Below are 26,314 nucleotides of genomic sequence, written 5' to 3'. Positions count from 1 at the left end.
GGAAATGACCGAAGCGCAGACCGCCCCGCCCGTGGCCAGCGACCAATATGTGCAGTCCCTGGCCCGCGGGCTGGCAGTGATCCGGGCGTTCGACGCCGACCATCCAGCCATGACGCTTTCCGAGGTCGCCCAAAGAACGCAGCTGACCCGCGCCACCGCCCGGCGCTTCCTGCACACACTGGTGGAGTTGGGCTATGTCCGCACCGATGAGAGGCAGTTTTCCCTGACCCCGTCCGTGCTGCAGCTGGGGTACGCCTACCTGTCCGCGCTGTCCCTTCCGCAGCTGGCCCAGCCGCACCTGCAGGCGCTGTCGACCCAGCTGGGTGAATCCACCTCCGCGGCCGTGCTCGACGGCGGCGACATCAGCTATGTGGCCCGCGTTGCCACCCGGCGCATCATGAGCGTGGGAATCACTGTGGGCACCCGTTTTCCGGCCTACGCCACGTCCATGGGAAGGGTGCTGCTGGCGGGGCTGCCGCCGGCCGCGCTCAACGCATATTTCGCCTCCCACGCCGTGGTGCCCCTGACCCCCACGGCTGTCGGGACCGAAGCCGGAATCCGCGAGGCTCTCCAGGCTGTGCGAATTCAGGGGTGGTGCCTCCTGGACCAGGAGCTGGAGCTCGGCCTGATGTCGATGGCGGCACCAGTGCAAGACGCCGGCGGGACCGTCGTGGCCGCCGTCAATGTCTCCCTGCAGGCCCAGGCGGTAAACGCAAAGGTTGACCCGGCCGCCTTTTTGGACACTGTGCGCCAGCAGCTGCTGCGCACGGCGGCCCTCATCTCCGCGGACGTGGCCGCCGGGAAGTAGCCGGGCTGCCAATACTACGAAGCGCCGCCGTTACCGATCCCACATGCTGGCATCGTTGCCGTGGTGCCGGGCTCCGGGCGCTGCTTCAGTGGAAGAAGGCATCGGAGTCAAGTCTCGGCCCGGCACCAGTGTCCAGGGCGTCAATGGCGTCCAGCTGCCCCGGGGTCAGGGAGAAACTGAACACGTCAAGGTTTTCCCGCTGGCGGCCTGCATCGGCCGACTTGGGAATTGCGACGCGGCCGTGTTGGACATGCCACCGCAACAGGACTTGGGCCGGGGACCGTCCCAGCATTTCTGCCGGTCCGGTTAGGGCCGGGTGGCCCAAGACGGCGCCTCCCCGGCCAAGTGGACTGTAGGCAGCCGTCATAACGCCGTGGGCGCGGTGGTGGGCCAGCAGTGCTGGCTGACCGCACTCAGGGTCGAGCTGCACCTGGTTGAGCGGAACCACAAGCCCCACGTGTTGAACCTGCTGCAAGTGTTCGGTTTTGAAGTTGGACACGCCCCAGGCCCGGATGAATCCCTCATCCGCCAGTTGCTGCAGGCCCTCGCAGGCCTCAACAAATCGTCCCTGAGCGGGGTTCGGCCAATGTACCAGGAATAGATCGAGGTAGTCGGTGCCCAGCCTGCGGGTGGCATGGCCAAAAGCCGTGCGTACGGCGTCCCGGCCATGCCACCGGCTGTTGAACTTGGTGGTAAGAAAGAGTTCGCCGCGATCCACGCCGCTTCGACGGATTCCTTCGCCCACGGCTTCTTCGTTCTCATAGTTCTCTGACGTGTCGACATGGCGGTAACCGTTGTCAATTGCCTGCCGAACCGCCTCAGTTGCCTCGCTGCCTTTCATCGGCCAAGTGCCCATGCCGATGAGGGGAATGTTGACTCCGGGTGTGAGTTCTGCCGTCGGGCCGGCAGCCTTGAAGCGGCTCACGGGGCTACAGCCCCGGAACGCGTTTCAAGAGGGGCAAAGAGGACGGGACGGCCAGTGCGGGAGGATTCGTAGACGGCAAGCAGTATGCGCAGCGCCTTGACGGCATCCCGGCCCGTGATGGCCGGCACGGCGCCCTCCTGGATTGCCCGGACAAAATCACGGACCTGGGCTGTGTGGTGCGGTATCAGCTGGCCGTTGATTGCACCAAGGTCAACATTAGGCGGGGTTCCGGCAGGATGGGCCGGCTCAGTAATAATGGATTCCCCCACCGCCCAGAGATCCACCCTGCCGTCAGTGCCCTCGGGAAATTCCGTCAACGATGCTGAAGCACCGCCTTCCCCGGTAACCCGTATCTGCGCCCCCAGGCTCGGCGACACGGCTGTTGATGCCTCCAGGGTTGCCATGGCACCGGAGGTAAAAGTGATCAGGGCCGTTGCAGAATCTTCCACTTCAATGTGGTCACCATGCTTGAAAGTGTTGATCTTGCCGTACACCTCCGCCACGTCTCCCATGAACCACTGCAGGAGGTCAATGTAGTGGATGGCCTGGGTCATCAGGACGCCACCGCCGTCGTAGGCCCACGTGCCCCGCCAGGCATCCCGGGAGTAGTACTCCGTGTCGCGGTGCAGCATGACCGAGCACTGCCCCAGGACAGGAGTGCCCAGGGTGCCGTCGTCAATGGCGGCCCGGATACGCTCGGCACCAGGCCAGAACCGGCGCTGGAACAGCACGCCGAGCCTCACGCCTGCCTCATCGCAGGCGGCCACCATGCGTTCAGCGGAGGCCAGTTCAGTGGCAATGGGCTTCTCACAGAGCACGTGGACGCCCGCCGCAGCGGCCGCCAGGACCACACTTTCGTGGGTGGGGTGCGGTGTGCACACGGAGACAATGTCCAGGTCCAGGCCCAAAAGTTCCTCAACCGTGTCGCATGCACCCGGTACGCCCCACGCGGCGGCGGTGGCGCGGGCCCGGTCCGGGTCGATGTCGCACACCCCCACCACCTCCACATTTCCGACGGCCCGGAACGCCTCTAGATGATTGCGGGAAATGGCGCCGCATCCGGCAATTCCGACTCGAAGGATGCGCGGTGCCGGCATGGTGGGAAAGTTCACGGGTTGGTTCCTCTTTTGATGATTTCCAATGATTTTGCAAGGCAGATATTGCCTGCACAGCAAACACCGCCCCAAATGAGCGGCTTCGTTGCTAGATGCCCAGGTAGATGCGGCGGACCTGGGGGTCGTGCCGCAGATCGTCAGCTGGCCCGTCCACCACGATTTGGCCGTTTTCCATAACGAAACAGTGTGTTGTTGCCTCGAATGTCAGCTTGGCATTTTGCTCAACCAGCAGGATGCTCATGCCTGCTCCGCGCAGCCTTTGGATGACCTCAAGAACGTCGTCAACCAGTTTGGGGGAAAGGCCCATGGAAGGTTCGTCGAGAATTAGGAGCCTTGGATTGGACATGAGGGCCCGGCCGATGGCCATCATTTGTTGCTGACCCCCGGACAGGGCACCGCCCAGGCGGTTTTTCATGTCCCCCAAGACCGGGAAAATCGCATAGATCTCCTGAATTCGGCTGCGGGTATGCTCCCCCCAACGCTGGGTGTAGGCGCCGAGCATCAGATTCTTCTCAACCGAGAGTCCGCCGAAGATTTTCCGCCCCTCGGGCACGTATCCAATTCCGTGACGGATAACGTGCCGCGGCTGGACAGCCAGCAGGTCTGTTGCACCGTAGTCAAGCCGGGCTGCCGTTCGTTTGACCAGGCCCAAAGTTGCCTTGAGTGTTGAGCTCTTTCCGGCGCCATTGGCGCCAATAATACCCACCGACTCTCCGACGCCGACCCGGAAATTGATGCCCCGCACTGCCTGGACACCGCCGTAGTTGACCACAAGGTTTTCGACTACCAGGGACGCAGCGGCAACCGTACTGCCTTCTGCCTGGGCACTGCCTGGCATTGCGTTCGTGGCGCTCATTTCTTGACCTCTTCACTGGCAGGGCCTTCTATTTCCAATAGGTCGTTGTCCAAGGCAGCGTCATCTCCCAGATAGGCCTCAATGACTTGTGGCACCCGGGCGACCTCAGCCGGCGCGCCGTCGGCAATGACGGAACCGGTGGCAAGCACCGTCACCCTGTCGCACATGGACATGACCAGCCCCATGTTGTGCTCAATGATCAGCACCGTGACCCCGTCCGTCCGAATGTCATTGACGATGTCCCGCAACTGATTGACCTCGTCGCCGTTGAGGCCGGCGGCCGGTTCGTCCAGCAGGAGAATCTTTGGCGATGTGGCCATCGCCCTGGCGATCTCAACCCTGCGCTGCGCCCCATAGGACAGCTCTCCCGGGGCTGAATCCGCGAATTTGGACAATCCGTAGCGCTCCAGGATCTCATCGGCACGCAGCCGCAGTTCGCGATCAGTGCGGAATACCCCAACAGGCCAAATGACATAGCGCCAAGACCACGTGGTGGTGGATCTGTCCAGGGCAACGAGGACGTTGTCCCGGACACTGAGGAGCCGGAACAATCTCAAATTCTGAAACGTTCTTGCCACCCCCCGCAAGGACAAGTTGTAGGCCGAGGCCGACGTGGAGGACTGCCCGAGGATCCGGATGGCACCTGCGGTCGGTGCATGAATACCACTGAGGACGTTGAACAAGGTCGTTTTGCCCGAACCGTTTGGGCCCACGATCCCGCGAATTTCGCCTTCTCGAACAGAGAATGACACCCCGTTCAGGGCCCTCAGCCCCTTGAATTGCTTCACGATTTCCTTGGCTTCCAATGCCACGGGGCGTTCGCCCGAAGAGAAGGTGGCAGTTGCCGCCGCATGTTCTTTTGGGGAATGGCTGGCCACATACGGCCCCACGCCTTTGGCCTGTACGGCTCGTGTCCCCTTGCCAAGGAGCCGCAGGATCCGGGCGGGAACACCCGCCAGTCCTGTCGGCGCGAAGACAACCACCAGCACCACGAGGGCACCATAGGCCAATTGCGCCACTGAAGAGAAGTCCGATAACAGTTCCCGCACGATCGACAGTGCCAATACGCCAACCACCACGCCGGGCAGCGAGTGACGCCCGCCGATGACCACCATGGCCAGGAGCAGGAACATGATGGGCAGCCCGAATGATTCGGGTGCTACATAGCGGATCAGCCCGGCATAGAGTACTCCTGCCACGCCGCCATAGACGCCGCCGAAGGCAAATGCCATCATGCGCAGGATCGGCACCTCGGCCCCCATCGCTGCTGCGGCCAAGTGGTCATCACGCATGGCTTTCAGCCGCCTCCCCAGGCGGGTGTGGACCACGAAGGCGGCAAACAATATCCCGGCAACAAGGACGAAGAGTTCAAGGTAGTAATACAAATAGTCGCTGCTCATGTCCAGGCCGAAGAATTGCGCCGGAACGAGGTTATTCAAGCCTTCGGCCTGGCCTGCGATGACAAGATTGGAGACAATACTGACAAAGGCCAGGGCCAGTCCGAGGGTCACAATTGCCAAATAGTGTGATTGGACCCTTAGGGCGGGGATGCCAACTATGAGGGACAAAATAATAGCGGCAATGATGCCGAAGACGGCCGCCGGCCAGAACCCCAGCCCAAACGTGGTGGTCGCAATGGCTGAGCCATAGGCGCCAACTCCAAAGAGGGCCACTTGGGCCAGATTGAACTGCCCGGCTATCCCCATGGTCAGGTACAGGCCGATGGCCAGAAGACAGTAGATGATGGCAACGTCGGCCGCGTGGATTGTGTAGCCGCTCATCAAATACGGAAGAACCAACGCAAATACTGCGAGGATGGTTGTAAGTATTGCTTTTTTGATCATGCCCGGTTCACCGTACTTTCTCCAAAGATTCCGGTCGGCCGGATGACAACGATAACGGCGAAGACCACAAAGACGGCCACATCGGCATAGCCTTGGAAAATGCCTGCAGCAAATGCCTGCAGCACGCCAATTCCCAACCCGCCAATAATGGCCCCCTTGATGTTGCCGAATCCGCCCAAGATGGCTGCGGCGAATCCGAGGATGCCCAGGCTAAAGCCGAAGGTGGGATTGACGTAAAGCACTGGACCGGCCAGTCCTCCGGCGAGGGCAGCCAAGCCGGCCCCGATGGCAAAGGCGATTGCATTGCTCCTGCCAACGTTGATGCCCAAGGTCGTGGCTTCCTCGTAGTCCATGGCAACCGCCTGCATGGCCATCCCCCGCTTGGTGCGGTCAAGAAAGAGCCACAGCACGACGGCGGCAACAGTCGCAACCACCACTATGACCACTTCGTAGCGCTTGATGAAGATTCCAAGGATATTGAACGGCTCGCCGTCCACAGGTGCCGGGACGGATGTCCCAGTGGCACCCCAAATCATGATGGCAATGGCCTCCAGCATGATGCCGAACCCAATGGTGCCAATCAGCATCAAGTCAAAGTCCTTGTTTTCCAAGGGCCGCAGGACGCGTTCGATCAGCAAGCCGATAACAGCAGTGGCTACGATTGCCAGCACCATGGAAACGAAAAATGGAAGTTTGCTGCTGACAAAAAACGTTGCGGCAATGTAGGCGCCAACCATGATGATGTCGCCGTGGGCGAAATTGACCAGGCCCATGGTTCGATACACGAGGGAAAAGCCCAAGGCGACCAGGACGTAGATGGCACCCATCCCGACTCCGCCCACCAAAGTCTGCAAAACAAATTGCATGATGAAACTCCTTCAACCGACAGGGACCGCCGCTTGGCGGCCCCTGCCAGGCATAGTTCACGGGGCGGGGACGATAATGCCGTTTTTCACCACGCCGATTTGGGCAGTATGGACACCCACCCCGTTGGCATCAAAGTCGAAGTTGCCCACCAATCCCTGGTACTTGACGGCACGGACGGCGTCCGCCAGCGCAGCGCCCGTGGCGGTGGGGTTCTTGGTGAGGGCTGCTATGAGGATCTTGGCGCCGTCGTAAGCCTTGGCCCCATGGAATTCCGCCACTTCGTTGTAGGCGGCCTTGTAGGCAGCCGCAAATTTTTTGGTTGCGGCATTTGTATCATTGCCCAAATAGGGGGAGCTGGTGATGGTTCCCTCGGCCAAGCTGGCTCCGGCAGTCGAAATGTACACGGAGGTTCCCGCCGGAGCGCCACCGGCGACGACGGCATTGATCCCCAGTTGACGGGCCTGTTTGACGATCAGGCCCGTCTGGACCTCTTCGGCCCCGACGAATAGCACCTCTGGCTGGCTTTGCCGGATGGTGGTCAGCGCCGCGCTGAAATCCTTCTGTGCCGGGGTGACCATTTGGTCGGCCACAGGCGTCACGCCCAGCTGCTTGAGAGCGGCCGTGAACGCATCGTGCTCGCCGCTGCCATAGGCCCCGTTGTTGCTGATCATGGCAATCTTTTGATAGTGCTTGGTCGTCACAAGGTACTTGGCCAGTGTTTCGTCGCCGGTCACGCTCGTCGGGTCATTCAAGAACAGGAACTTGTTCCCCAATTCACCGAGCTTCGGAGATTGGCCCGAACTCATGAATGGGATTTTTTGTTGGGCCAGCACGGGTGCCATGGCCAAGGTGGGCGCGCTGCCGCTGGAACCCATGACAAAGATGTTTCCGTCGCTGGCCACTTTGTGGGCCAGGTTGGTGGCAGTTGTCGGGTCGCCTTGGTCATCGTATATTTTCAGGTCTATTTTGCGACCATTGATGCCACCGGCCGAATTGGCCTCATTGAATGCGAGTTGCACTCCCTTGAGTTCCCATGCCCCGAGGGAGCTAGTCTGCCCGCTTTGGGCATCGATAACGGCAATCTTGATGGGGCCGCTGGTGTCTTTGGAAGACGACCCCTTGTCACCCGGCAACCCGCACGCCGACAGCGACAGTGCCAAAATTGCGACCCCTGCCAATACGCCCTTTTTCAGGGTGATTCCACGCTGAATCATGAATTCCTCTATCAATTTTGGGGAGGCCTTCCATCCTCGATGGAACGCTGGCCGCCGGTGGTAAATGGCGTGAACTTCAAGCTAATTGTTCACTTGTCGAACAGAAGTTCATTAAACGAACACCTAAATTGAACCTAGGTGAGATCGACCACGCTGTCAATACTTGGGGCCAATGTTGCACGCCGCCCGCGCTCTCCGAGTTGAGGCCTACTCGGTCATCTCCACCGGGACCGCAATCACATCCACCATGGCCCCGTTTCGCAGCACCGTCACTGCCAGCAGCGCACCGATGGCCTCGGCAAACAACTGCTTTTGCAGGCTCTGCGCACTTGAAACGGGGCGCTGGGCAACGGTGAGCACCAGGTCGCCGGACTTCAGCCCGGCCCGGTCCGCCGGAGAGCCTGCAATGACATCCACCACGCGCAGGCCCTCCTGCTGCCCCGTCCGCAGGGCCAGAGTTTCGTTGAGCCGGACCGGCGAGCTGACCAGGCCCAGGTAGGCGCGGCGGACCCTCCCGTCAGTCATGAGGGCCGAGATGATCCTCCGGGTGGTGGCGTTGATTGGAACAGCCAGTCCCAGCCCCGCACCTGCCACGGCGGTATTGATACCAACCACCCGGCCCTGGGCGTCGGCCAGCGCCCCGCCGGAATTGCCGGGGTTCAGTGCCGCATCGGTTTGGATGACGTCCTCAATCACCCGCCGGTTCCGTCCGAGGGCAGTGGGCATGGACCGTCCCAGGCCACTGACCACGCCGGCCGTCACCGAACCGGCCAGGCCCAGGGGGTTGCCCACGGCAATGACCAGCTGGCCCACCCGCAGCCCCTCGGCGTCGCCGAGGCGGGCCGGTGCATGCATGTGGGACAGGCCGCGGATCACGGCCAGGTCGGAAAGCACGTCCGCTCCCCTGATTTCAATGTCCGTTCCAGTGCCGTCGGCAAAGGCCGCCCGCCCGCCGCTGGCGCCGGCCACCACATGGGCATTCGTGAGCATGTAGCCATCTTCGGTAAAGACGACGGCGGAGCCCGCACCCATGCGCGTGCGGCCGTTGCGGCCCGTGCCCGACACCTCGACGGCGACCACGTGGGGCGCCACCGCCTCGGCAACCGCAATGACGGACCGGGAATATGAGTCCATGACATCCTCAGTTTCAAGCCCGGACTGGGACATCTCCGAATTTTCTTTCACCGCACACCTCCCGGGGCGGACGTGGCTGGTTGTGGGTGGTGCAGCTTGCCACTAATGCCCTGCGCCATATTCCACTACAACGAAAGTGACGCCTGCCATAGTCCTGTCGGCGGTACGCCGTCGGTGAACGGGTCATGGGCTGAATTGCCTCAAAATCGTCGGTCACTCGCCGCCGGATGAGGCAATGCATCCCACATCCAGTCCCCGGGCCAACCATCCAATCCCATCAACGGTGCGAAGACCGATCCACGCACCGGTATCGAGTTCGGCAGGCTCGCCCTCAATGGCGCTGTCAACCATTCGATCTGGCGTGGATCGGACCAGCCCGGCGAAACTCGGGGAAGCGGTTTTCTCATGTCCCCACGACTAATGTGGGAACGCAATTGCCCAGTACGTTGACCACGACGGTCGTTGGGTCCACCAGCATGGCCGGGCCGCCAGAGGGCGACGCGAGGCCCTTGGTTGAGGGCCCTTATCCTTGATCCACCGATTGATTTGGGGGCTGGTACGGCGTTTTAAACACGAAATGTCCGTCTTCGGCGAATTCTAGGGGTCGATGCAACGCCCGAGGTCAGCTGGCTATCAGTAAATCACGAAGAGACTCGGCTGGCGTATTCCAGTTCAGTGTTTTGCGTGGGCGTGCGTTGAGTTCCTGGGCGACGTGCTCGAGGTCTTCGGGTCCGTAGGCGCCAAGGTCGGTGCCTTTGGGGAAGTACTGGCGCAGGAGTCCGTTGGTGTTTTCATTGGTTCCGCGCTGCCAGGGGCTGTGGGGGTCGCAGAAGTAGACGTCCATGTCGGTGGCGATGCTGAAGGCCTTGTGTTTGGCCATTTCCACGCCCTGGTCCCAGGTCAGGGAACCGCGCAGGTGGGCTGGCAGGGTTGACATGGTTTTGATTAGTCCGTCGCGGACGGATTCGGCGCTGTGGTCGATGGGCAGGTGGACGAGCATGACGTAGCGGGTGGTGCGCTCGACCAGGGTGGCGATCGCGGATTGGTTGCTGGTGCCGGTGATGAGGTCCCCTTCCCAGTGGCCCGGGATCGCACGGTCTTCAGCCTCGGGCGGGCGTTCGGAAATGTTGATCATGGGATCCCGGAAGCGGCTCGTGCGTTCCTCGGGACTCTTGTGTTTCTTCCGGCGGGTCCGCCCGGTCCGCAACGCTTCCTTGACCTCGCGTTTGAGCCCGCCGCGGGCCTGGAAATAGAGGGACTGGTAGATCGTTTCGTGACTCACACGCATCTGCCCGTCATGAGGAAATTCCTTGATCAACAGCTTCGAGATCTGTTCCGGGGACCAGCGTACGCGCAGCTTCTCTTCAACGTAATCGCGCAGTTCCCCGGCTGCTGCCAGCTTACTGATCTTCGGCCGTGCCCGGGATGCGGTGGCGGCGCGGTGGGCGCCATAGGGCTGGTAGCCCAACGTGGGGTGGCTGTTGCGTTTGATCTCCCTGCTGATCGATCCCGGGGACCGGCCCAGAGCACGGGCAATGGCCCGCATCGACTCTCCCCGTCCGTACATGTCCGCGATCCGCTCCCGCTCGGCCAGGGACAAGTAACGGGCGCTGACGACCTGTTCCAGGGCCCTCAGGGCCACCAGAGCGTGTTCGGGTGCTGCTGCCGCCCTGGGTGCCGCTGCCGGCGGCAGGGCCGCAGGGGCTGAGGGTGCTGTATCGGTTGACGCCGGTTCGGGAAAAGTAGTCTTCACCTCCTGTTTATACGGCAGATCCAGGGACTCGGAGCTCACGGCGCGGTCCTTGGCCCGGTCTCGTTCGTTTTCCCACAGGTAACCGCTTTTCCGGCTCGCCCCGGCAGCCGCGGCGGCCTCCTTCCGGCCGACGCCTGCCTCGCGGAGCCGGAAGTATTCGGCACGTTTGGCCACCCCGGGATGGATGGACTTGATCCCGGCGTTGCGGGCCCAGTTCGTGCACCGAGACTTGGGCAGGCCAAGCTCCCGGGCGGCCACGCTAATGCTGCCCACACGGGCAAGGACGGTAAAGAACACGTCCTTATGCTCTTGGGTGGCAGAGGGCTGGGCCACCACCGGATTTGCGCGGGGCCTGCAGGTCACGGCGCCGGCCTTGTAGGCCCAGTGGAAGCAGGTTTGTACGTTGATGCCCAGCACCTTCGCAGCGGCGCTCACGCTCCCGACCCGGTCCAGGACGATAAAGAATTCGTCCTTCTGGGACTGGGTGTATTTCTGGCCTGATTCCCTGCCGGAAGGCCCCGCCCAGGCACGGCAGGTACTGAGGGTGAATCCCAGTTCCCGGGCGGCCGCCGGGATGCTTCCCAAACGCTCGAACGCAGCGAAGAACTCGGTGCGATCGGCGGCAGAGTAATGCCGGTAGGCCCGCTTCAGGGCTGGCGAGCCGGACGGAATGGGCTGGTTTCCTGGGGGTGATTTTTTCGTTAAGAAAGCATCATTAATTGAGGGTGAATCCATGAGTGTTGCAACTCCCGTTTTTCAGGGGGTGTTGCAACAACCGCTAGAACTCGCCTTCTAGGGGAAAATATGGCTTACCACAGTCAAATTTTCATACCCAAAAGAGGACATCTCGCAGATGTTAGTTTCCCACACCCGCGCGGCCGTGTCAGTTTCCTTCGATGAGGAGAACCTTGTGTCGCCGGCCGGGCTGGTGCCGGTGATGCGCCTGGCCCAGGTTGCGGGCCTGCACACCCTGGCGGATGAGTGGGTCAAGATACCGACCCACAAGGGTGCGAACGCCGGGCTGAAAGTTGCTGCCCTGGTGGCGGGCATGGTCGCAGGCGCCGACAGCATTGATGACATGGCCGTGCTGCGCCACGGCGGAATGAAGAAGGCCTTCACCGGCTGTTACGCCCCTTCAACGCTGGGCTCGTTCCTGCGGTCCTTCACCTTCGGGCACGTGAAACAGTTGGATGCAGTCGCCTCCCGGTTCCTGATCAACCTCGCCCGGACGGCGCCCCTGTTCGGGGCACAGTCCGGGGAACACTTCCTCTTCATCGATGTTGATGACACGATCATCGAGGTTCACGGCTACGCCAAGCAGGGCTCCGGTTACGGCTACTCCAAGGTCCGGGGCCTGAACGCCGTGCTGGCGACCGCCTCGCGGGAAGACACCGCCCCGGTCATCATCGCCCAGCGGCTGCGCAAAGGGGCGGCGAATTCCGCCCGCGGCGCGAACAAGTTCGTCACCGAGGCCTTGGGCACCCTCAAACGAACCAAGACGCCGGGGCCGGTGGTATGTCGCTTTGATTCGGCCTACTACGGGCACCCGACCGTCAGCGCAGCACTGGCCGGTGGCGCCGAGGTCACGGTCACGGTGCCGATGAACAAGGCCGTGAAACGCTCCATCACCCAGATTCCGGAGGAGGCGTGGACTCCGATCAAGTACACCAACGCCGTCTACGACGAGGACGCCCAAGCCTGGGTGTCAGTGGCCGAGGTCGCGGAAATCGAGTTCACCGCGTTCACCGGCAGGAAGAAGGCCGAACGGGTCCCCGGGCGCCTGGTCGTGCGCCGCATCCCGGAGCTGAATCCGAAAGCGGCCCAGGGGCAGCCAACACTCTTTGACACGTACCGCTTCCACTCCTTCTTCACCACCATTGATGCGGCAACATTGGATGCTGTTGCTGCCGACAAGGTTCACCGCAAGCATGCCCGGATCGAGCAGGTCAACGCCGATCTCAAGGACTCCGCCCTGGCCCACCTGCCCTCGGGGAAGTTCGCCGCGAACTCGGCCTGGCTCGTCGCCGCGGTCATGGCCTACAACCTCACACGCACTGCCGGGATCCTGGCCGCCGGCCAGTTCACCAAAGCCCGCACGGGCACGATCCGCCGAAAAATCATCAATATCCCGGCCCGGATAGCCTCCAGCGCCCGCCGCCAACAGTTCCATCTGCCACAGTCCTGGCCCTGGCAAATCGAGTGGGAGAACCTCTTCACCGCCACCCACAAACCGCCACAACACGTCGCATAAGAAACCGTCAACCCAGCCGAACCCGGCGCAACCCAAGGAACCAGACAGTGGAACACCACCGGCAGCGAGGCCGCCCCCTGTGCTGCCCAAGAATGCCAAACCACCAAAAACCGGAATTCAGCCAACCCCCAAACCGGATCGGTGGATCAAGGCTTATGGCTCGCCCGGCCATCCCGTGTAAGACTCGGCAAGGTATGCCCGTGCGTGCCGGGAGGAAACCACTGAGTGGAGCTCGCCGAGCTGGCGCGCAGTGCCTCCACCAGACCGTGCCCGGCGAGCTGCTGGACCAGGCGATGCGCAGTGGTGAGCGGCAGCCCCGCCCGGCGGGCCAGCTCCGACAGCTGGAGGCTGCCAGCCCCCTCGGGGAATGCGGCAATGAGGCGGCCCCCGGTCCACCACCGAATCGCCGGATCCTGAGTTGGCCACACCATCCTGCTTTCCGTCAACGCTTTGGACTCAGGGTACTCCCGCAACCCGGGGAGGCGGCCCACATATGCTGATCGCCCGCGGAAACATGCCGATTTCAGTCCAGTTGGACGCAGATCGGAGCCGACAAACTTTGGCTGATGCGGCCAAGGTTTCGCGGAATTCCCCCATCGACCACGAAGCGGGCATGCCGACGCCTCGCTGAAAGCAGGGCGGCCGCTACTTGACGAAGTCAATGTTGAAAACGAAAGGCACTTTCCGCGGGATTTCGTTTCAAGGGGACATGGTTGAAGGGTCCTGCTCATGCCAGATCAAGAAACGGCCACGCTGGGGGCGTCCAGTACTTCCGAGGCTAGTGGCGCTGGTGAGCCCCGACATGGAGCTAACCGGCGTTGAGGCTCCGGCACACGATGATCAAGGTGGAGGAGAAGTTCTCCCCGAATTCGTCAGCACGGGGCCGTCGCAAGCCAACAGCCACATCGATGTCGGGCTTTCAGGATGCGCCCCAACATCGCCTCTCAGGGGAGCAACCGGTCAACGGGTGTCAACATCGTGTCAACGCTTAAACACGAAAACCCCCTGAGTTCAGGGGGTTTAATGTGCCCAAGGTGGGACTCGAACCAGACTTCTACCCTTGCAAACACTGGGAAGCCACGAGTTTCTGCGGAAGTACGACGCAGTCCGGGCCAGTCCCGAGGGACATGTGTTCCCGGCGGGAACAGTCCGCAATGGAACCACTATTCTCTACGTCTTCAGACATGGAGATGCGGATGTCACCGCTCGGTGACACAATGGATGAGGGAAGGGATTTGGCCATGACATTTGAGAACACCATAGACACACCGGCCGCGGCCGGTGCATTGATCCGCCGCCAACGAATAGGCCAGGGCCTTACTCAACAAGCCTTGGCCGACGCCGCCGCTGTTTCGCGGAAATTCCTCATCGACCTCGAATCGGGCCACGAGCGCGCTGAAGTCGGCAAGACTTTGGCGGTGTTCGCAGCGCTCGGCCTTTCCCTCGCAACGGCAACCCCTATCCCCCGAGGCAGCCAGCACGACCCGGAACGGCGCGACTACGCAGCAACCTTCACAGACCTTCTCGCCAAGAGGGACTTTGAATTCGCCACCAAGATGCTCGCCGACTACGCCAGCGCATCCCTGAAAGCCGGCAGGCCGTTAATCCAGCGCAGCCCGCAACTCAATGACCCCCAATGGTCCGCAGCCCTGGCCGGAATCACCAACTACACCGCACACCGCCTCAACCAACCCGCCCCAGATTGGACCAAACGCATCCAACCCCTCAACGAGGCGTGGATGCCGGCCGAGTCCTACCGGACCGTCCGCGAACCAATGAAGGAACTCACAAAGTCTGAAACACCTCACGAGCTTGCGGCAATGAACGTCTTCATCCGCGAACGCAGCCTGGCTACCGCATGAGCGCCGGCGAGCTCACCGGCGCCGAAATCCCGACTCTCCTCCATGAGCTCACCAGACGGCTGGTGGCACGCGGCACAAATGGCTACATCAAGTTGCTTGGCTGAGCAGCACTGATCCGGCAGGGCATTGGCAACCGTCCCACCGCAGACATCTACGCCAGCTATGCCGACGAGACGGACGTCGACTTGATCGTGGCCGAAATTTACGCAGCAGCCCACAGGGACCGCCATGGCCCACGGCGTGTCCTGGTGGTTGGTGCAAAAGGCCTCGACCTTGGCATCTGTCGTACACCGGTGTTGGGTGGGCTTCCGTCTACTGAGAAGAAAGGCACCCCCAAGTTCGGTGGCAATTGCCCCGACGGACCATGGATACAGTGACGGAGACGAACTCCTCGCAACATTCAGAAAGGGAGCTGCCGGGGACGATCAACTAAATCTGCGTCGGAGACCAAGTGCGCTGCCTAGTTGGATCGAACAAGGACATGGCCGGGCCCCGACAAAGTGTCTCGACCAGCTCGAACAACAGGTCCGGATAAGAAAAATGACCCCCTGTTTCCAGGAGGTCATTCTTCGAACAAATGTGCCCAAGGTGGGACTCGAACCCACACACCTCTCGATACTGCATTTTGAGTGCAGCGCGTCTGCCATTCCGCCACTTGGGCCTCTGCAGGGGCCCACGTGGGCTCCGTTACAAAGATCACGCGCCCGTTCGTGAATCACTTCCGAACAAGTGCGCGGATCCACTCTACATGCAGATAGGCTGTTTTGTAGAACCAGTGCCACCCATGCGCGTCGATTTTCCGCCCAGCGGCGACAATCACTGCCACCAGCTTCCAAGGAGCCCTTAGTGTCCGAAAATTCGGAATCCACCAGCACCACCCCCGCCCGCCGCGTCATCGTCGCGGAGGACGAGACCCTGATCCGTCTCGACATCATGGAGATCCTGCGCGGCGAAGGCTATGACGTGGTTGGCGAAGCCGACAACGGTGAAAAGGCTGTGGAACTCGCCAAGGAACTCAAGCCGGACCTGGTCCTCATGGACGTCAAGATGCCCGTCATGGACGGCATCACCGCCGCCGAGCAGATTGTCAAGGCCCGCATCGCCCCCGTGGTCCTCCTGACTGCCTTTAGCCAAAAGGAATTGGTGGAGCGCGCCCGCGACGCCGGCGCCATGGCCTACGTGGTCAAGCCGTTCACCCCCGCCGACCTCATCCCGGCACTTGAGATCGCCCTCTCACGCCACGAGGAAATCAAGGCATTGGAGAACGAAGTCACCGACCTCCAGGAGCAATTCGCCACCCGCAAGCTTGTGGAGCGCGCCAAGAGCCTCCTCACCACCAAAATGGGCCTGACCGAACCCGAGGCCTTCCGCTGGATCCAAAAAACCTCCATGGACCGCCGCCTCAGCATGCGCGAGGTGGCTGAAACCATCATCAACCAGGTCAACTGAGCCGGTCTCGCTCCCCAGCCGCTCCCACTGCTCGCAAGCTCGCAGCGGGACCCTCGCGGCCGTGGGCCCAGGCTCGACCACCGGAAACCAACGACGCCGGCACCCGCCTTGGGTGCCGGCGTCGCGCTTTAGCTGGGGTCAGGGGACGGCACGCCCCTTCCCCGGACCGGGAGCACCATCATGGCCCACAACACTCCGGCCAGGACGGCGTAGCCGGCATACAGCCCAAGCCATGCATTGAGGGGACCTTCCATGGCTCCCACGGATCCGGGCCACGGCACCAACACGAAACTGAAGACGGCAGCGGCAACGGCGTACGTGAGTAGCCAGGCACCCCGGCGCCATGCCCACAGCAGCGCCCCCTCAAAGGGAGCGAACGGCAACAACGTGACGGGCAGGGCCGCAATGGCCACGGTGGCGATGACGGCCAGGAACTCCCCCGCTGCGACCGTCACCATCCCGGCTGCATCGTTGACGGCAGCCACACTGTCCGGCTGAATCTCGCCCCACCGGATGAATGTTTCAACGTGGTTGGCGGCAAGGAAGCTGTAACCGGCCCAGGCGGCGAAGCCCACCACGGCCAAGAAGAGGGTGCCCGCAATTGCAGCCATCGCCGGCCTGCGGGGACCTGCTTCCTCCGTGTTGAGGCTGTAGTCGATGGCGAGGACTGCGCCAAAGACGAGGGCAGGTTCGAGGCCAACAACCCGTGCCGCGGCCAGGGAGGCCAGCAGCACCACCACATAGATGGGCCGGGCGGCGACCCTCGGGAAACTGCCGCGGCGGTGGCGGCTCGCAATGGCCCATCTTAAAACCATGGATCCATAGTTCAGCAGCAGGAACGCCGCCAGGAAGGACAACGCCAGGCGCGCAGATCCACCATTCCACCCGAATCCGCGTTGCCCGACGGCGGCCAGTGCCGAACAGGCAACGAGGACCAGGAACGCGAGCGGGCCGTGCACCATGCCCAGCGTGCGGGTGCTCCACCAACGGCGCCGTGACACTCCGCCAACAGGCGGCCCCGCCACGGGCACCACGATGCGGACGGCGCCTGCCAGGCGGCCCGTCCGCCTGCCGGTTTCGGCTGACAGCAAGGCAGTCGGAACGGCCAGCAGCAGGGCCAGCCCCACGCCCAGCACCAGCGCCGGAACGGCCGCCTGCCACAGGCCTGCCACCGTTGCTCCGACAGTTCCTGATGTTGCACCCACCTCCAGCGGCCGCGCGTTGCTGTAGGCGCTGGGCTCGAACCACGCGCCGGCCGCGGCAACCGGGCCGCCCAGCACGGTTGCCGAAGCCTCACGCGGGATCGTCACAGTGAATTTTTTGATGTCCTGGAGCGAGGGGTTGCACATGCCACCCACCGCCCCACCCATCGTGTCCGGACCGGGCGCCCAGGTTTTACTCGGACAAGCAGGGTTGCCGCTGGCCAGCAGGGCGTATTTAGCGATAAACAGCTCGTGGGTGCCGGGCCCTGTCAGCGCGGCCGGAATCTGGATGACCACTGATCCCGGCGTCTTTCCGGATGTTGCCTTTTCCTTCACGTATTTGACCTGGTCCGAGCTGATGGACGAATCCGTCAAGCACTTCTCCATCGCCTTGACCGTGGCGGGATCCACGAACGACATCTTGCCCGCCTCATCCTTGACTCCCGGGGATGCGTTGAACGCCTGGTAGGTGGGGAATTGGTCGACGAACTTCATGACCGCCTTGTTCCGGCAGTCGTACATCCCAGTCAACGCTGCCCCGGCTTCCTCAGGTGTTGACCACACCCCTGTTGAGCGCTCCCAGGAAGCGATGTAGGCTCCCCCGCCCTTCACCGTCAGCTCCCAAAAGCTCTTCCCGCCGGGCCCCGCCTTCAAGGCCACGGGGGCCGGGCCCGGCTCCACCACCTCCACCGCGGCCCCCTGTTCACCCGGGACGGCAACGGCCGCCGGCGCCAGCGCTGCCAGCAACCCGGCACAAGCCAGGCACGCTCCCACGATCAATTTTCCGACCCGCATGTCCATCGCCCCCGGCCTGAGTTTCCACTAAGGATCCCCGGCACTCCGCTTCCGGGGATGGTGGAAACAGTAGCCCACCAGGGCACGCCAAAGTCCGGAATTTTGGGGTGCCTGTGGATAACTTCGGCCGCCGGACGGGGTCTCGACGCGCTCGCAGGGCTCGCTGCTCGACCACCGGGAGCTGCTCGGCCACCGGTTAAAGCACGACGGCGGCACCCGCCATGGGTGCCGCCGTCGTGCTTTGGGGATGGTTGGCTCAGCCTACTTGGTGGGCCAGGGGCCAACCTTTTCCCGGTTGTTGTTGGCGCCGGACTCGGCCAGGCCCAGGTCGGCGACGTCCCCGACACGGTGGACCTTGACGAGGTTGGTGGTACCGGACTGTCCGGGAGGGGAACCGGCGGCGATGACGACGAGGTCGCCGTCCTCCACCAGTCCCTTTTCCAGCAGCTTGCGGTCAACCTGGGCCGTCATGGCGTCGGTGTGGGGCACGGTGGGCACCAGCACGGGCTCCACGCCCCAGGTCAGCGCCAGCTGGTTGCGGACCTGCTCCACGGGCGTGAACCCGAAGATCGGGTGTGCCGGGCGCAGGCGGGACAGGCGGCGCGCGGAGTCGCCGGACTGCGTGAACGTGGCAATGTACTTCGCGTCAAGCTGCGTGGCGATCTGCACGGCAGCGGCCGTGATGACGCCGCCGCGGGTCTTCGGGTTGGTGCCCAGCGGCGGGATGCGCTTGAGCCCGTCCTTTTCGGCCGCCTCAATGATGCGGGCCATGACCTTGACCGTTTCGATCGGGAACGCGCCAACGCTGGTTTCGCCAGACAGCATGACGGCGTCCGCACCGTCCAGGACGGCGTTGGCGCAGTCGGAGGCCTCGGCACGCGTGGGGCGCGGGTTCTCGATCATGGATTCAAGCACCTGGGTGGCCACAATGACGGGCTTGGCCCAGCGGCGGGCCATTTCCACGCACCGCTTCTGCACCAGCGGGACGTCCTCAAGGGGAAGTTCCACGCCCAGGTCTCCGCGGGCCACCATGATGGCGTCAAACGCATCAACAATGGCCTCAAGGTTGTCAACGGCCTGTGGCTTCTCGATCTTGGCGATGACCGGGACTCGGCGGCCTTCCTCGTCCATGATCTCGTGCACGCGCGTGATGTCGGCAGCGTCGCGCACGAAGGAGAGGGCCACCAGGTCCACGCCGCAGGCCAGGGCCCAGCGGAGGTCCGCCTCATCCTTTTCGCTCAGGGCGGGGACGTTCACGGCAACGCCGGGAAGGTTGATGCCCTTGTTGTTGGAAACCTTGCCGGGCACCGTCACCTCGGTGACCACCTTGACGGCGTCAACGGCAGTGGCGCGGACGGAGACCTTGCCGTCATCGATCAGCAGGATGTCGCCGGGCTTGACGTCTTCCGTCAGGGACTTGAGCGTGGTGGAGCAGATGTCCTTCGTGCCGGGCACGTCCTCGGTGGTGATGGTGAAGACATCGCCCACGGCCAGATCGTAACCGGTGCCGTTTTCGAAGCGGCCCAGGCGGATCTTGGGGCCCTGGAGGTCGGCCATGATGGCCACGGTCTTGCCCAGCTGCTCGGAAGCCTTGCGGACGTTGTCGTAAGTGATTTGGTGCACGGAGTAGTCGCCGTGGCTCATGTTCATGCGGGCCACGTTGACCCCTGCATCCAGTACCGCAAGTGTGTTCTCAAAGCTGGCGATTGCCGGCCCAAAAGTCGCCACAATTTTTGCGCGTCTCAATTTACCTACCTAAGTGGTGTGTTTGACAGTGGAAATCTAGTGTCCTGCGTCCAGCCTAGCGGGTCGGCCCTAGACACTGATAGCGGAGTCACTGGGTGAGACGGGGGCGGGCAGAAATGTCTCGCCCATGAGGAATTTGTCCACCGCAGCCGCGCAGGCACGGCCCTCGGCGATGGCCCAGACGATGAGTGACTGCCCGCGTCCGGCGTCCCCGGCGGCGAAAACGCCCGGCTTGGCGGTCATGTAGTAGCCGTCGCGTTCCACCGTCGACCGGGCGCTGAGCGCCACCGGCAGCTGGTGCGTGAGCTCTGCCGTTTCGGGGCCGGTGAAACCAAGCGAGAGGAACACCAGGTCCGCAGGGATGATTCGTTCCGTGCCGGCCCTGGGCACACGGCGGCCGTCCACGTACTCGGTTTCGGCAATCTTGAGCCCGGTGAGCCGGCCGTTCTCGCCGAGGAATTCCACGGTGGAGGCAAGGTAGGTGCGGTCCCCGCCTTCTTCGTGCGCACTGGCCACCTCGAACAGGTTCGGGAACATGGGCCACGGCTGGGCGGAGGTGCGTTCCACGGGGGGCTGCTTGCCTATCGCGAGCGTGGTCACGGACGCAGCCTGCTGGCGGTGGGCGGTGCCGAGGCAGTCCGCCCCGGTGTCGCCGCCGCCAAGTATCACCACGTGCTTGCCGCGGGCGTCAATCTGGCCGGCCACCGTGTCACCGGCCACCACCTTGTTGGACTGCACCAGGTACTCCATGGCAAAGTGCACGCCGCCCAGCTGGCGGCCGGGGATGGGCAGGTCCCGCGGAACAGTGGCACCCGTGCACACCACGACAGCGTCGTACCGGCGGCGCAGCTCGTCCCAGCCAATGTCCTTGCCCACTTCCACCCCGGTGCGGAAGCGGGTGCCCTCCGCCTTCATCTGTTCCAGGCGCCTGTCGAGCTTGTCCTTTTCCAGCTTGAAATCGGGGATGCCGTAGCGCAGCAGCCCGCCGATCCTGTCGTCGCGTTCGTACACGGCCACCGTATGGCCGGTGCGGGTCAGCTGCTGGGCGGCGGCCATGCCGGCCGGGCCGGAACCGACGACGGCGACAGTCTTGCCGGTGAGCCTGGCCGGAGGGAGCGGGTGCACCCAGTCCTGGGCGAAGGCCTCGTCAATGATGGAGACCTCCACCTGCTTGATGGTGACAGACGGCTGGTTGATCCCCAGCACGCACGCAGTCTCGCACGGGGCCGGGCACAGCCGTCCGGTGAATTCCGGGAAGTTGTTGGTGGAATGCAGCCGTTCTATTGCCTCCTCGCCCTTGTCCCGCCAGGTGAGGTCGTTCCACTCCGGGATCAGGTTTCCCAAAGGGCAGCCCTGGTGGCAGAACGGCACGCCGCAGTCCATGCACCGCCCGGCCTGTCCCTTGAGCACCTCGTGGTCCTGGTTCTCGTACACTTCCTTCCAGTCCATGATGCGGACCGGCACGGGACGCCTGGCCTGGGTGATGCGTTCCCGGTTCTTCAAAAAACCGCGGGGATCAGCCACCGGTTACCTCCAAGATTTTGTGCCAGACGGCGTCGCCGTCGGGGTCCTCGCCCAGCTCGGCTGCTGCCAAGCGGGTTTCCAAAACTGCTGCATAGTCACGCGGAAGGATCTTTGTCAGCCGCCCAACCGTGCCCGGGAAGTCGGCCAGCAGCGTGGCGGCCACCTCCGAGCCCGTCTCCTCGACATGCCGGGCCAAAAGCGCGTGGACAATGTCCGCATCCTCGGCGTCGAGCGGGATGAGCGACAGCTCCCCCGAGTCCAGGGCCGTGGTGTTGACGTTGCTGCGGGCCAGGTCCAGCACATAGGCCGTGCCGCCGGACATGCCGGCGCCAAAGTTGCGTCCCGTGGGCCCGATGACCAGGGCCTGGCCGCCGGTCATGTACTCGCAGCCGTGGTCGCCGATGCCTTCCACCACCGCGGTGGCCCCGGAATTCCTGACCAGGAAGCGTTCGCCCACCTGGCCGCGGAGGAACATTTCCCCGCTGGTGGCCCCGTAGCCGATCACATTTCCGGCAATCACGTTGTCGGCTGCCACAAGGGAGCTGGCGCGGTCCGGCTGGGCGGTGATGCGCCCGCCGGAAAGGCCCTTGCCCACGTAGTCGTTGGCGTCTCCGAAGAGGCGCAGTGTGATGCCGGCCGGCATGAACGCGCCCAGGGACTGGCCGGCCTGGCCGGTCAGGGTGACGTCAATGGTGTCCGGCCCCAGCACGTTCACGCCAAACGCCTTCGTGACGTGGTAGCCCAGCAGCGTGCCCACGGAACGGTCGGTGTTGACCACCGGCACGCTGATCTTGACGGGCGTGCGGTCGCTGAGTGCCTCGGCCGCCATGGTGAGCAGCTGCTGGTCGAAGTGCTTGTCCAGCTCATGGTTTTGCGCGGTGAGGTTGCGCACCGGCGTCCCTGCCGGCACTCCGGCGTCGGACATGATGGGCGAAAGGTCCAGGCCCGCCGTTTTCCAGTGGTCCACGGCTTCCCGCGTGTCCAGCAGGTCCGCGTGGCCGATGGCCTCCTCCAAGGTGCGGAAGCCGAGCCCGGCCAGGATTTCCCTGACCTCTTCGGCCAGGAACTCAAAGAAGTTGACCACAAACTCGGGCTTGCCGCTGAAGCGCTGGCGCAGCTCCGGGTTTTGCGTGGCCACGCCAACGGGGCAGGTGTCGAGGTGGCACACCCGCATCATGACGCAGCCGGAAACCACCAGCGGGGCCGTGGCAAAGCCGTACTCCTCGGCACCCAGCAGGGCAGCCACCACTACGTCGCGCCCGGTCTTGAGCTGGCCGTCGACCTGCACCACCACGCGGTCGCGGAGCCCGTTCAGGCGCAGCGTCTGCTGGGTCTCGGCGAGGCCCAGTTCCCACGGCATGCCGGCATGCTTGAGCGAGTTCAGCGGGCTGGCGCCGGTGCCGCCGTCGTGCCCGGAAACGAGCACGACGTCGGCCTTGGCCTTGGTCACGCCGCTCGCGACCGTGCCGATCCCCATCTCGGAGACGAGCTTGACGTGGACCCGGGCGGCCGGGTTGGCGCGCTTGCAGTCGTAGATCAGCTGGGCCAGGTCCTCGATGGAGTAGATGTCATGGTGCGGCGGCGGGGAAATCAGCCCGACGCCGGGCGTCGAATGGCGGGTGGCCGCGATCCAGGGGTAGACCTTTTTGGCCATGAGCTGCCCGCCCTCGCCGGGCTTGGCGCCCTGGGCCATCTTGATCTGGATGTCCTGTGCGCTGGCCAGGTAGAGGCTGGTGACGCCGAAGCGGCCGGAGGCCACCTGCTTGATGGCGGAGCAGCGCTCCGGGTCCAGCAGCCGGGCCACGTCCTCCCCGCCCTCGCCCGTGTTGGACTTGGCGCCCAGCCGGTTCATGGCAATGGCCAGGTTCTCGTGGGCTTCCTGGGAAATGGAGCCGTAGCTCATGGCGCCGGTGGAAAAGCGCTTGACGATGCTGCTGACTGCTTCCACTTCCTCCAGCGGCACCGGTGGCCGCTGGCCGTCGCGGAACTTCAGCAGCCCGCGGAAGGTCATGAGCTTGCCGGCCTGCTCGTCGATGCCCTGCGTGTATTTCTTGAAGATGTCGTAGCGGCGTTCCCGGGTGGCATGCTGCAGTCGGAACACGGTGTCCGGGTTGAACAGGTGCGGTTCGCCGTCGCGGCGCCACTGGTATTCGCCGCCGCCCAGCAGCGGGCGGTGGGGTACGTCCACGCCGTCGACGGGGTAGGCCAGGGTGTGGCGGGCCGTGACCTCGGCGGCAATGACGTCCAGGCCCACGCCTCCCAGTTGGGAGACGGTGCCCGTGAAGTAGTCGTTGACCAGTTCCTGGGACAGTCCCAGCGCTTCGAAGGTCTGGGCGCCGCAGTACGAGGCCACGGTGGAGATGCCCATCTTGGACATGATCTTCAGGACGCCCTTGCCCAGGCCCTTGATGAGGTTGTGCACGGATTGTTCGGGGGTGACTCCCACGACGTCGCCGCTGCGGACCAGCTCCTCCACGGATTCCATGGCAAGGTAGGGGTTGACGGCCGCGGCGCCGAAGCCGATCAGGACGGCAACGTGGTGGACCTCGCGGACGTCTCCGGCTTCCACCACCAGGGAGATCTTGGTGCGGTTGGCACTGCGCAGCAGGTGGTGGTGGACGGCACTGAGCAGCAGCAGGGACGGGATCGGGGCCCAGGAGGCGGAGGAGTCGCGGTCCGACAGCACCACATATTGCACGCCCCGGTTGATGGCCCCCGAAACCTGCTCACAGATTTCGGTGAGCCGGGACCGCAGGGCCGCCTCGCCGCCGTCGAACTTGTACAGGCCGCGCACCTTCATGGCGATGCGCTCCCCGCCGGTGCCGTCGGCTGCCAGGGGGGTTTCGATGTTGGCGATCTTGGCGAGCTCGTCATTGTTAATGACGGGGAAGGTCAGGGCCACCTGCGGCATGGCCACCTTGGCGCGGGAAAGCAGGTTGCCCTGCGGGCCGATGGCGGTGTTCAGCGAGGTGACCAGTTCTTCGCGGATGGCGTCCAGCGGCGGGTTGGTCACCTGGGCAAAGGACTGGACAAAGTAGTCAAAGAGCAGGCGGGGGCGCTTGGAGAGCACGGCGACGGGCGTGTCGGTGCCCATGGCGCCCAGGGGCTCGCCGCCGGTGCGGGCCATGGGGCCGAGCAGGATTTTCAGTTCCTCGGTGGTGTAGCCGAAGGTGCGCTGGCGGTGGATGACGGAGGCGCTGGTGTGGACCACGTGCTCGCGCTCGGGCAGGTCCGCGAGGCGGATGGTGTTTTCACGGGCCCAGTCGGCCCAGGGCCTGCTGGCGGCGGCCTGCGCCTTGACCTCGTCGTCGCGGACCAGGCGGCCGGCCTCGGTGTCGACAACAAACATCTTTCCAGGCGCCACCCGGCCTTTTTCCACGATCTTTTCGGCTGGGATGTCCAGCACGCCCACTTCGGAGGCAAAGACCACCAGCCCGTCCGCTGTCACCCAGTAGCGGCAGGGGCGCAGGCCGTTGCGGTCCAGGGTGGCACCGACCAGGGTGCCGTCGGTGAAGGACACGGCCGCCGGGCCGTCCCACGGCTCCATCATCAGGGAGTGGTATTCGTAAAAGGCCCTGCGGTCCGGGTCCATGGTGGTGTGGTTTTCCCACGCCTCCGGGATCATCATCATGACGGCTTCGGTGATGGGGCGGCCGGACAGCCACAGCAGTTCCGCGACTTCGTCAAAGGATGCCGAGTCGGAGGCACCCGGCGTGCAGATGGGGAACAGTTCCTCGGGGGCGTCGCCCAGCAGGGAGTGGGACATGGTGGATTGGCGGGCCCGCATCCAGTTGCGGTTGCCCTTGACGGTGTTGATTTCCCCGTTGTGGGCGATGGTGCGGAACGGCTGGGCCAGGGGCCATGACGGGAAGGTGTTGGTGGAAAAGCGCGAGTGCACCACTGCCAGCTTGGTGGCAAAGCGCGCATCCGAAAGGTCGGGGTAGAACGGTTCAAGCTGGGCGGTGGTCAGCATGCCCTTGTAGACAAGGGTCTTGGAGGACAGAGAGGGGAAGTACACGCCGAACTTGTGCTGCGCGCGCTTGCGAAGGCGGAAGGCCTTTGCGTCCAGCGCATTCACTTCTTTTCTCGACGCGTCCTCGCTGCCGGGCCGGATCGCCAGAAAGAGCTGGCTGAAGTGCGGCATGCAGGCCCGGGCGCTGGCCCCCACCAGGTCCGCCACGATGGGCACCTCGCGCCAGCCCAGGACATCCAGACCTTCACGTTCGGCCAGTGCTTCCAGCCCGGCACGCGTCGCTGCCAATTCCTTGGGCTCGGTAGGGAGGAAGGCCGTTCCGACGGCGTAGCCGCCAGCGGCAGGCAGTGGAAAGTCCACCACTGCACGGAAGAACGCATCCGGGACCTGGGTGAGGATGCCGGCGCCGTCGCCGGTGCCTTCGTCCGCGCCCACTGCGCCGCGGTGTTCCAGGTTGCGCAGTGCCACGAGGGCGCTTTGCACAATGTCGCGCCGGGGCTCTCCGCGCAAAGTGGCGACAATGGCCAGGCCGCAGGCGTCTTTTTCGGACTCGGGCCGGTACAGCCCCTGCTGCGCGGGCAGCTGCGCAAAGCGCGTGAAGGGTGACTGGGCGAGCGGTGAAGTCTGAGTCATGACGGTGAAGTCCTTCCCCTGGTCGAACGGTGGATGGGGACGGCGGTGGCCCTCGGTCTGCGGGTGGCAATCTCCCGCGCAACTGTATTGGTTGGTGCATGCCGGTTGTGCTCCGGCGGGTTGCATGCCCGGCCCGGCGGCACTGGTGGCAAATACACACGGGCTGTATTCCTGTAGTGCAAATGCACAACATCCCCCAACGGTGGTTGCGGGCCTGTCTGCGCGGCGATTTCCACTATATAAGCCACCCTGACCCACAGAATACTTCGATCTCGAATCATGAAATCATATGCACGATCAGTAAGATTATTTGATGTATGGCATCTTCCGGCACGAATTTCAGCGTTGTCCGGTCAACCGTGC

General features: G+C 63.7%; 16 protein-coding genes, 1 tRNA gene and 1 pseudogene. 4 read left to right on the top strand and 14 right to left on the bottom strand.

The features are described 5' to 3' along the window. The first annotated feature begins 4 nt into the window (after positions 1–4). Positions 5–808 (top strand): IclR family transcriptional regulator C-terminal domain-containing protein, encoded by an 804-nt coding sequence (locus LPN03_RS08675; RefSeq protein ID WP_262453907.1) that lies wholly within the window; start codon positions 5–7, stop codon positions 806–808. A gap of 85 nt (positions 809–893) precedes the next feature. Here the strand turns inward: LPN03_RS08675 and LPN03_RS08670 are convergent, their stop codons facing one another. The 8 genes from LPN03_RS08670 to LPN03_RS08635 all read right to left on the bottom strand — a co-directional run bounded on the left by LPN03_RS08670 (position 894) and on the right by LPN03_RS08635 (position 10,456). Continuing rightward, entirely contained in the window at positions 894–1,733 is an 840-nt protein-coding gene (locus LPN03_RS08670) for an aldo/keto reductase (protein WP_316255758.1), read from the bottom strand. Then, entirely contained in the window at positions 1,730–2,845 is a 1,116-nt protein-coding gene (locus LPN03_RS08665) for a Gfo/Idh/MocA family protein (protein ID WP_262453906.1), read from the bottom strand. Before LPN03_RS08665 ends, LPN03_RS08670 begins: the two co-directional genes overlap by 4 nt. 91 nt (positions 2,846–2,936) lie before the next feature. Continuing rightward, positions 2,937–3,704, bottom strand: coding sequence for an ABC transporter ATP-binding protein (locus LPN03_RS08660; RefSeq protein ID WP_262453905.1), 768 nt, complete (start codon positions 3,702–3,704; stop codon positions 2,937–2,939). Then, entirely contained in the window at positions 3,701–5,548 is a 1,848-nt protein-coding gene (locus LPN03_RS08655; RefSeq protein ID WP_262453904.1) for a branched-chain amino acid ABC transporter ATP-binding protein/permease, read from the bottom strand. The genes LPN03_RS08660 and LPN03_RS08655 overlap by 4 nt, the downstream gene beginning before the upstream one ends. Continuing rightward, entirely contained in the window at positions 5,545–6,414 is an 870-nt protein-coding gene (locus LPN03_RS08650) for a branched-chain amino acid ABC transporter permease (RefSeq protein WP_262453903.1), read from the bottom strand. Before LPN03_RS08650 ends, LPN03_RS08655 begins: the two co-directional genes overlap by 4 nt. 57 nt (positions 6,415–6,471) lie before the next feature. Continuing rightward, positions 6,472–7,629: an ABC transporter substrate-binding protein gene (locus tag LPN03_RS08645; protein ID WP_262453902.1), complete on the bottom strand. Its 1,158-nt coding sequence runs from the start codon at positions 7,627–7,629 to the stop codon at positions 6,472–6,474. A 207-nt stretch (positions 7,630–7,836) separates the two neighbouring features. Continuing rightward, positions 7,837–8,796, bottom strand: a complete 960-nt coding sequence (locus LPN03_RS08640; protein WP_262453901.1) for a S1C family serine protease — start codon at positions 8,794–8,796, stop codon at positions 7,837–7,839. A gap of 589 nt (positions 8,797–9,385) precedes the next feature. Next, entirely contained in the window at positions 9,386–10,456 is a 1,071-nt protein-coding gene (locus LPN03_RS08635) for an IS30 family transposase (RefSeq protein ID WP_370875275.1), read from the bottom strand. Positions 10,457–11,369: 913 nt separating this feature from the next. On the opposite strand from LPN03_RS08635, the gene LPN03_RS08630 reads away from it, so the two are divergent. Beyond that, positions 11,370–12,767, top strand: coding sequence for an IS1380 family transposase (locus LPN03_RS08630; RefSeq protein ID WP_262453900.1), 1,398 nt, complete (start codon positions 11,370–11,372; stop codon positions 12,765–12,767). 254 nt (positions 12,768–13,021) lie between these two features. Here LPN03_RS08630 and LPN03_RS08625 read toward each other — a convergent pair. After that, a pseudogene (locus tag LPN03_RS08625) lies at positions 13,022–13,193 on the bottom strand (helix-turn-helix domain-containing protein); the annotation flags it as partial. 815 nt (positions 13,194–14,008) lie between these two features. Between LPN03_RS08625 and LPN03_RS08620 the strand changes: the two are divergent. Continuing rightward, entirely contained in the window at positions 14,009–14,629 is a 621-nt protein-coding gene (locus LPN03_RS08620) for a hypothetical protein (protein WP_262453899.1), read from the top strand. Between the two features lie 580 nt (positions 14,630–15,209). Here LPN03_RS08620 and LPN03_RS08615 read toward each other — a convergent pair. Continuing rightward, positions 15,210–15,290, bottom strand: a tRNA-Leu gene (locus LPN03_RS08615). A gap of 185 nt (positions 15,291–15,475) precedes the next feature. Between LPN03_RS08615 and LPN03_RS08610 the strand changes: the two genes are divergently transcribed. Next, positions 15,476–16,078, top strand: coding sequence for an ANTAR domain-containing response regulator (locus LPN03_RS08610; protein WP_165182399.1), 603 nt, complete (start codon positions 15,476–15,478; stop codon positions 16,076–16,078). 128 nt (positions 16,079–16,206) lie between these two features. Here LPN03_RS08610 and LPN03_RS08605 read toward each other — a convergent pair whose 3' ends face one another. The 4 genes from LPN03_RS08605 to gltB form a co-directional block, all read right to left on the bottom strand. Next, positions 16,207–18,054 carry a hypothetical protein gene (locus LPN03_RS08605; protein WP_262453898.1) on the bottom strand — a complete coding sequence of 616 codons (1,848 nt, stop codon included), beginning with the start codon at positions 18,052–18,054 and terminating at the stop codon, positions 16,207–16,209. 282 nt (positions 18,055–18,336) lie between these two features. Continuing rightward, positions 18,337–19,821: a pyruvate kinase gene (gene pyk / locus LPN03_RS08600; protein ID WP_262453897.1), complete on the bottom strand. Its 1,485-nt coding sequence runs from the start codon at positions 19,819–19,821 to the stop codon at positions 18,337–18,339. Positions 19,822–19,890: 69 nt separating this feature from the next. Beyond that, positions 19,891–21,345, bottom strand: coding sequence for a glutamate synthase subunit beta (locus tag LPN03_RS08595; RefSeq protein WP_262453896.1), 1,455 nt, complete (start codon positions 21,343–21,345; stop codon positions 19,891–19,893). After that, positions 21,338–25,951: a glutamate synthase large subunit gene (gene gltB, locus LPN03_RS08590; protein ID WP_262453895.1), complete on the bottom strand. Its 4,614-nt coding sequence runs from the start codon at positions 25,949–25,951 to the stop codon at positions 21,338–21,340. Before gltB ends, LPN03_RS08595 begins: the two co-directional genes overlap by 8 nt. Between the last annotated feature and the right edge of the window lie 363 nt (positions 25,952–26,314).

Source organism: Arthrobacter sp. A2-55, assembly GCF_025548615.1.
GTDB lineage: Bacteria > Actinomycetota > Actinomycetes > Actinomycetales > Micrococcaceae > Specibacter > Specibacter silviterrae.
This window is presented reverse-complemented; position numbering and strand designations above follow the sequence as displayed.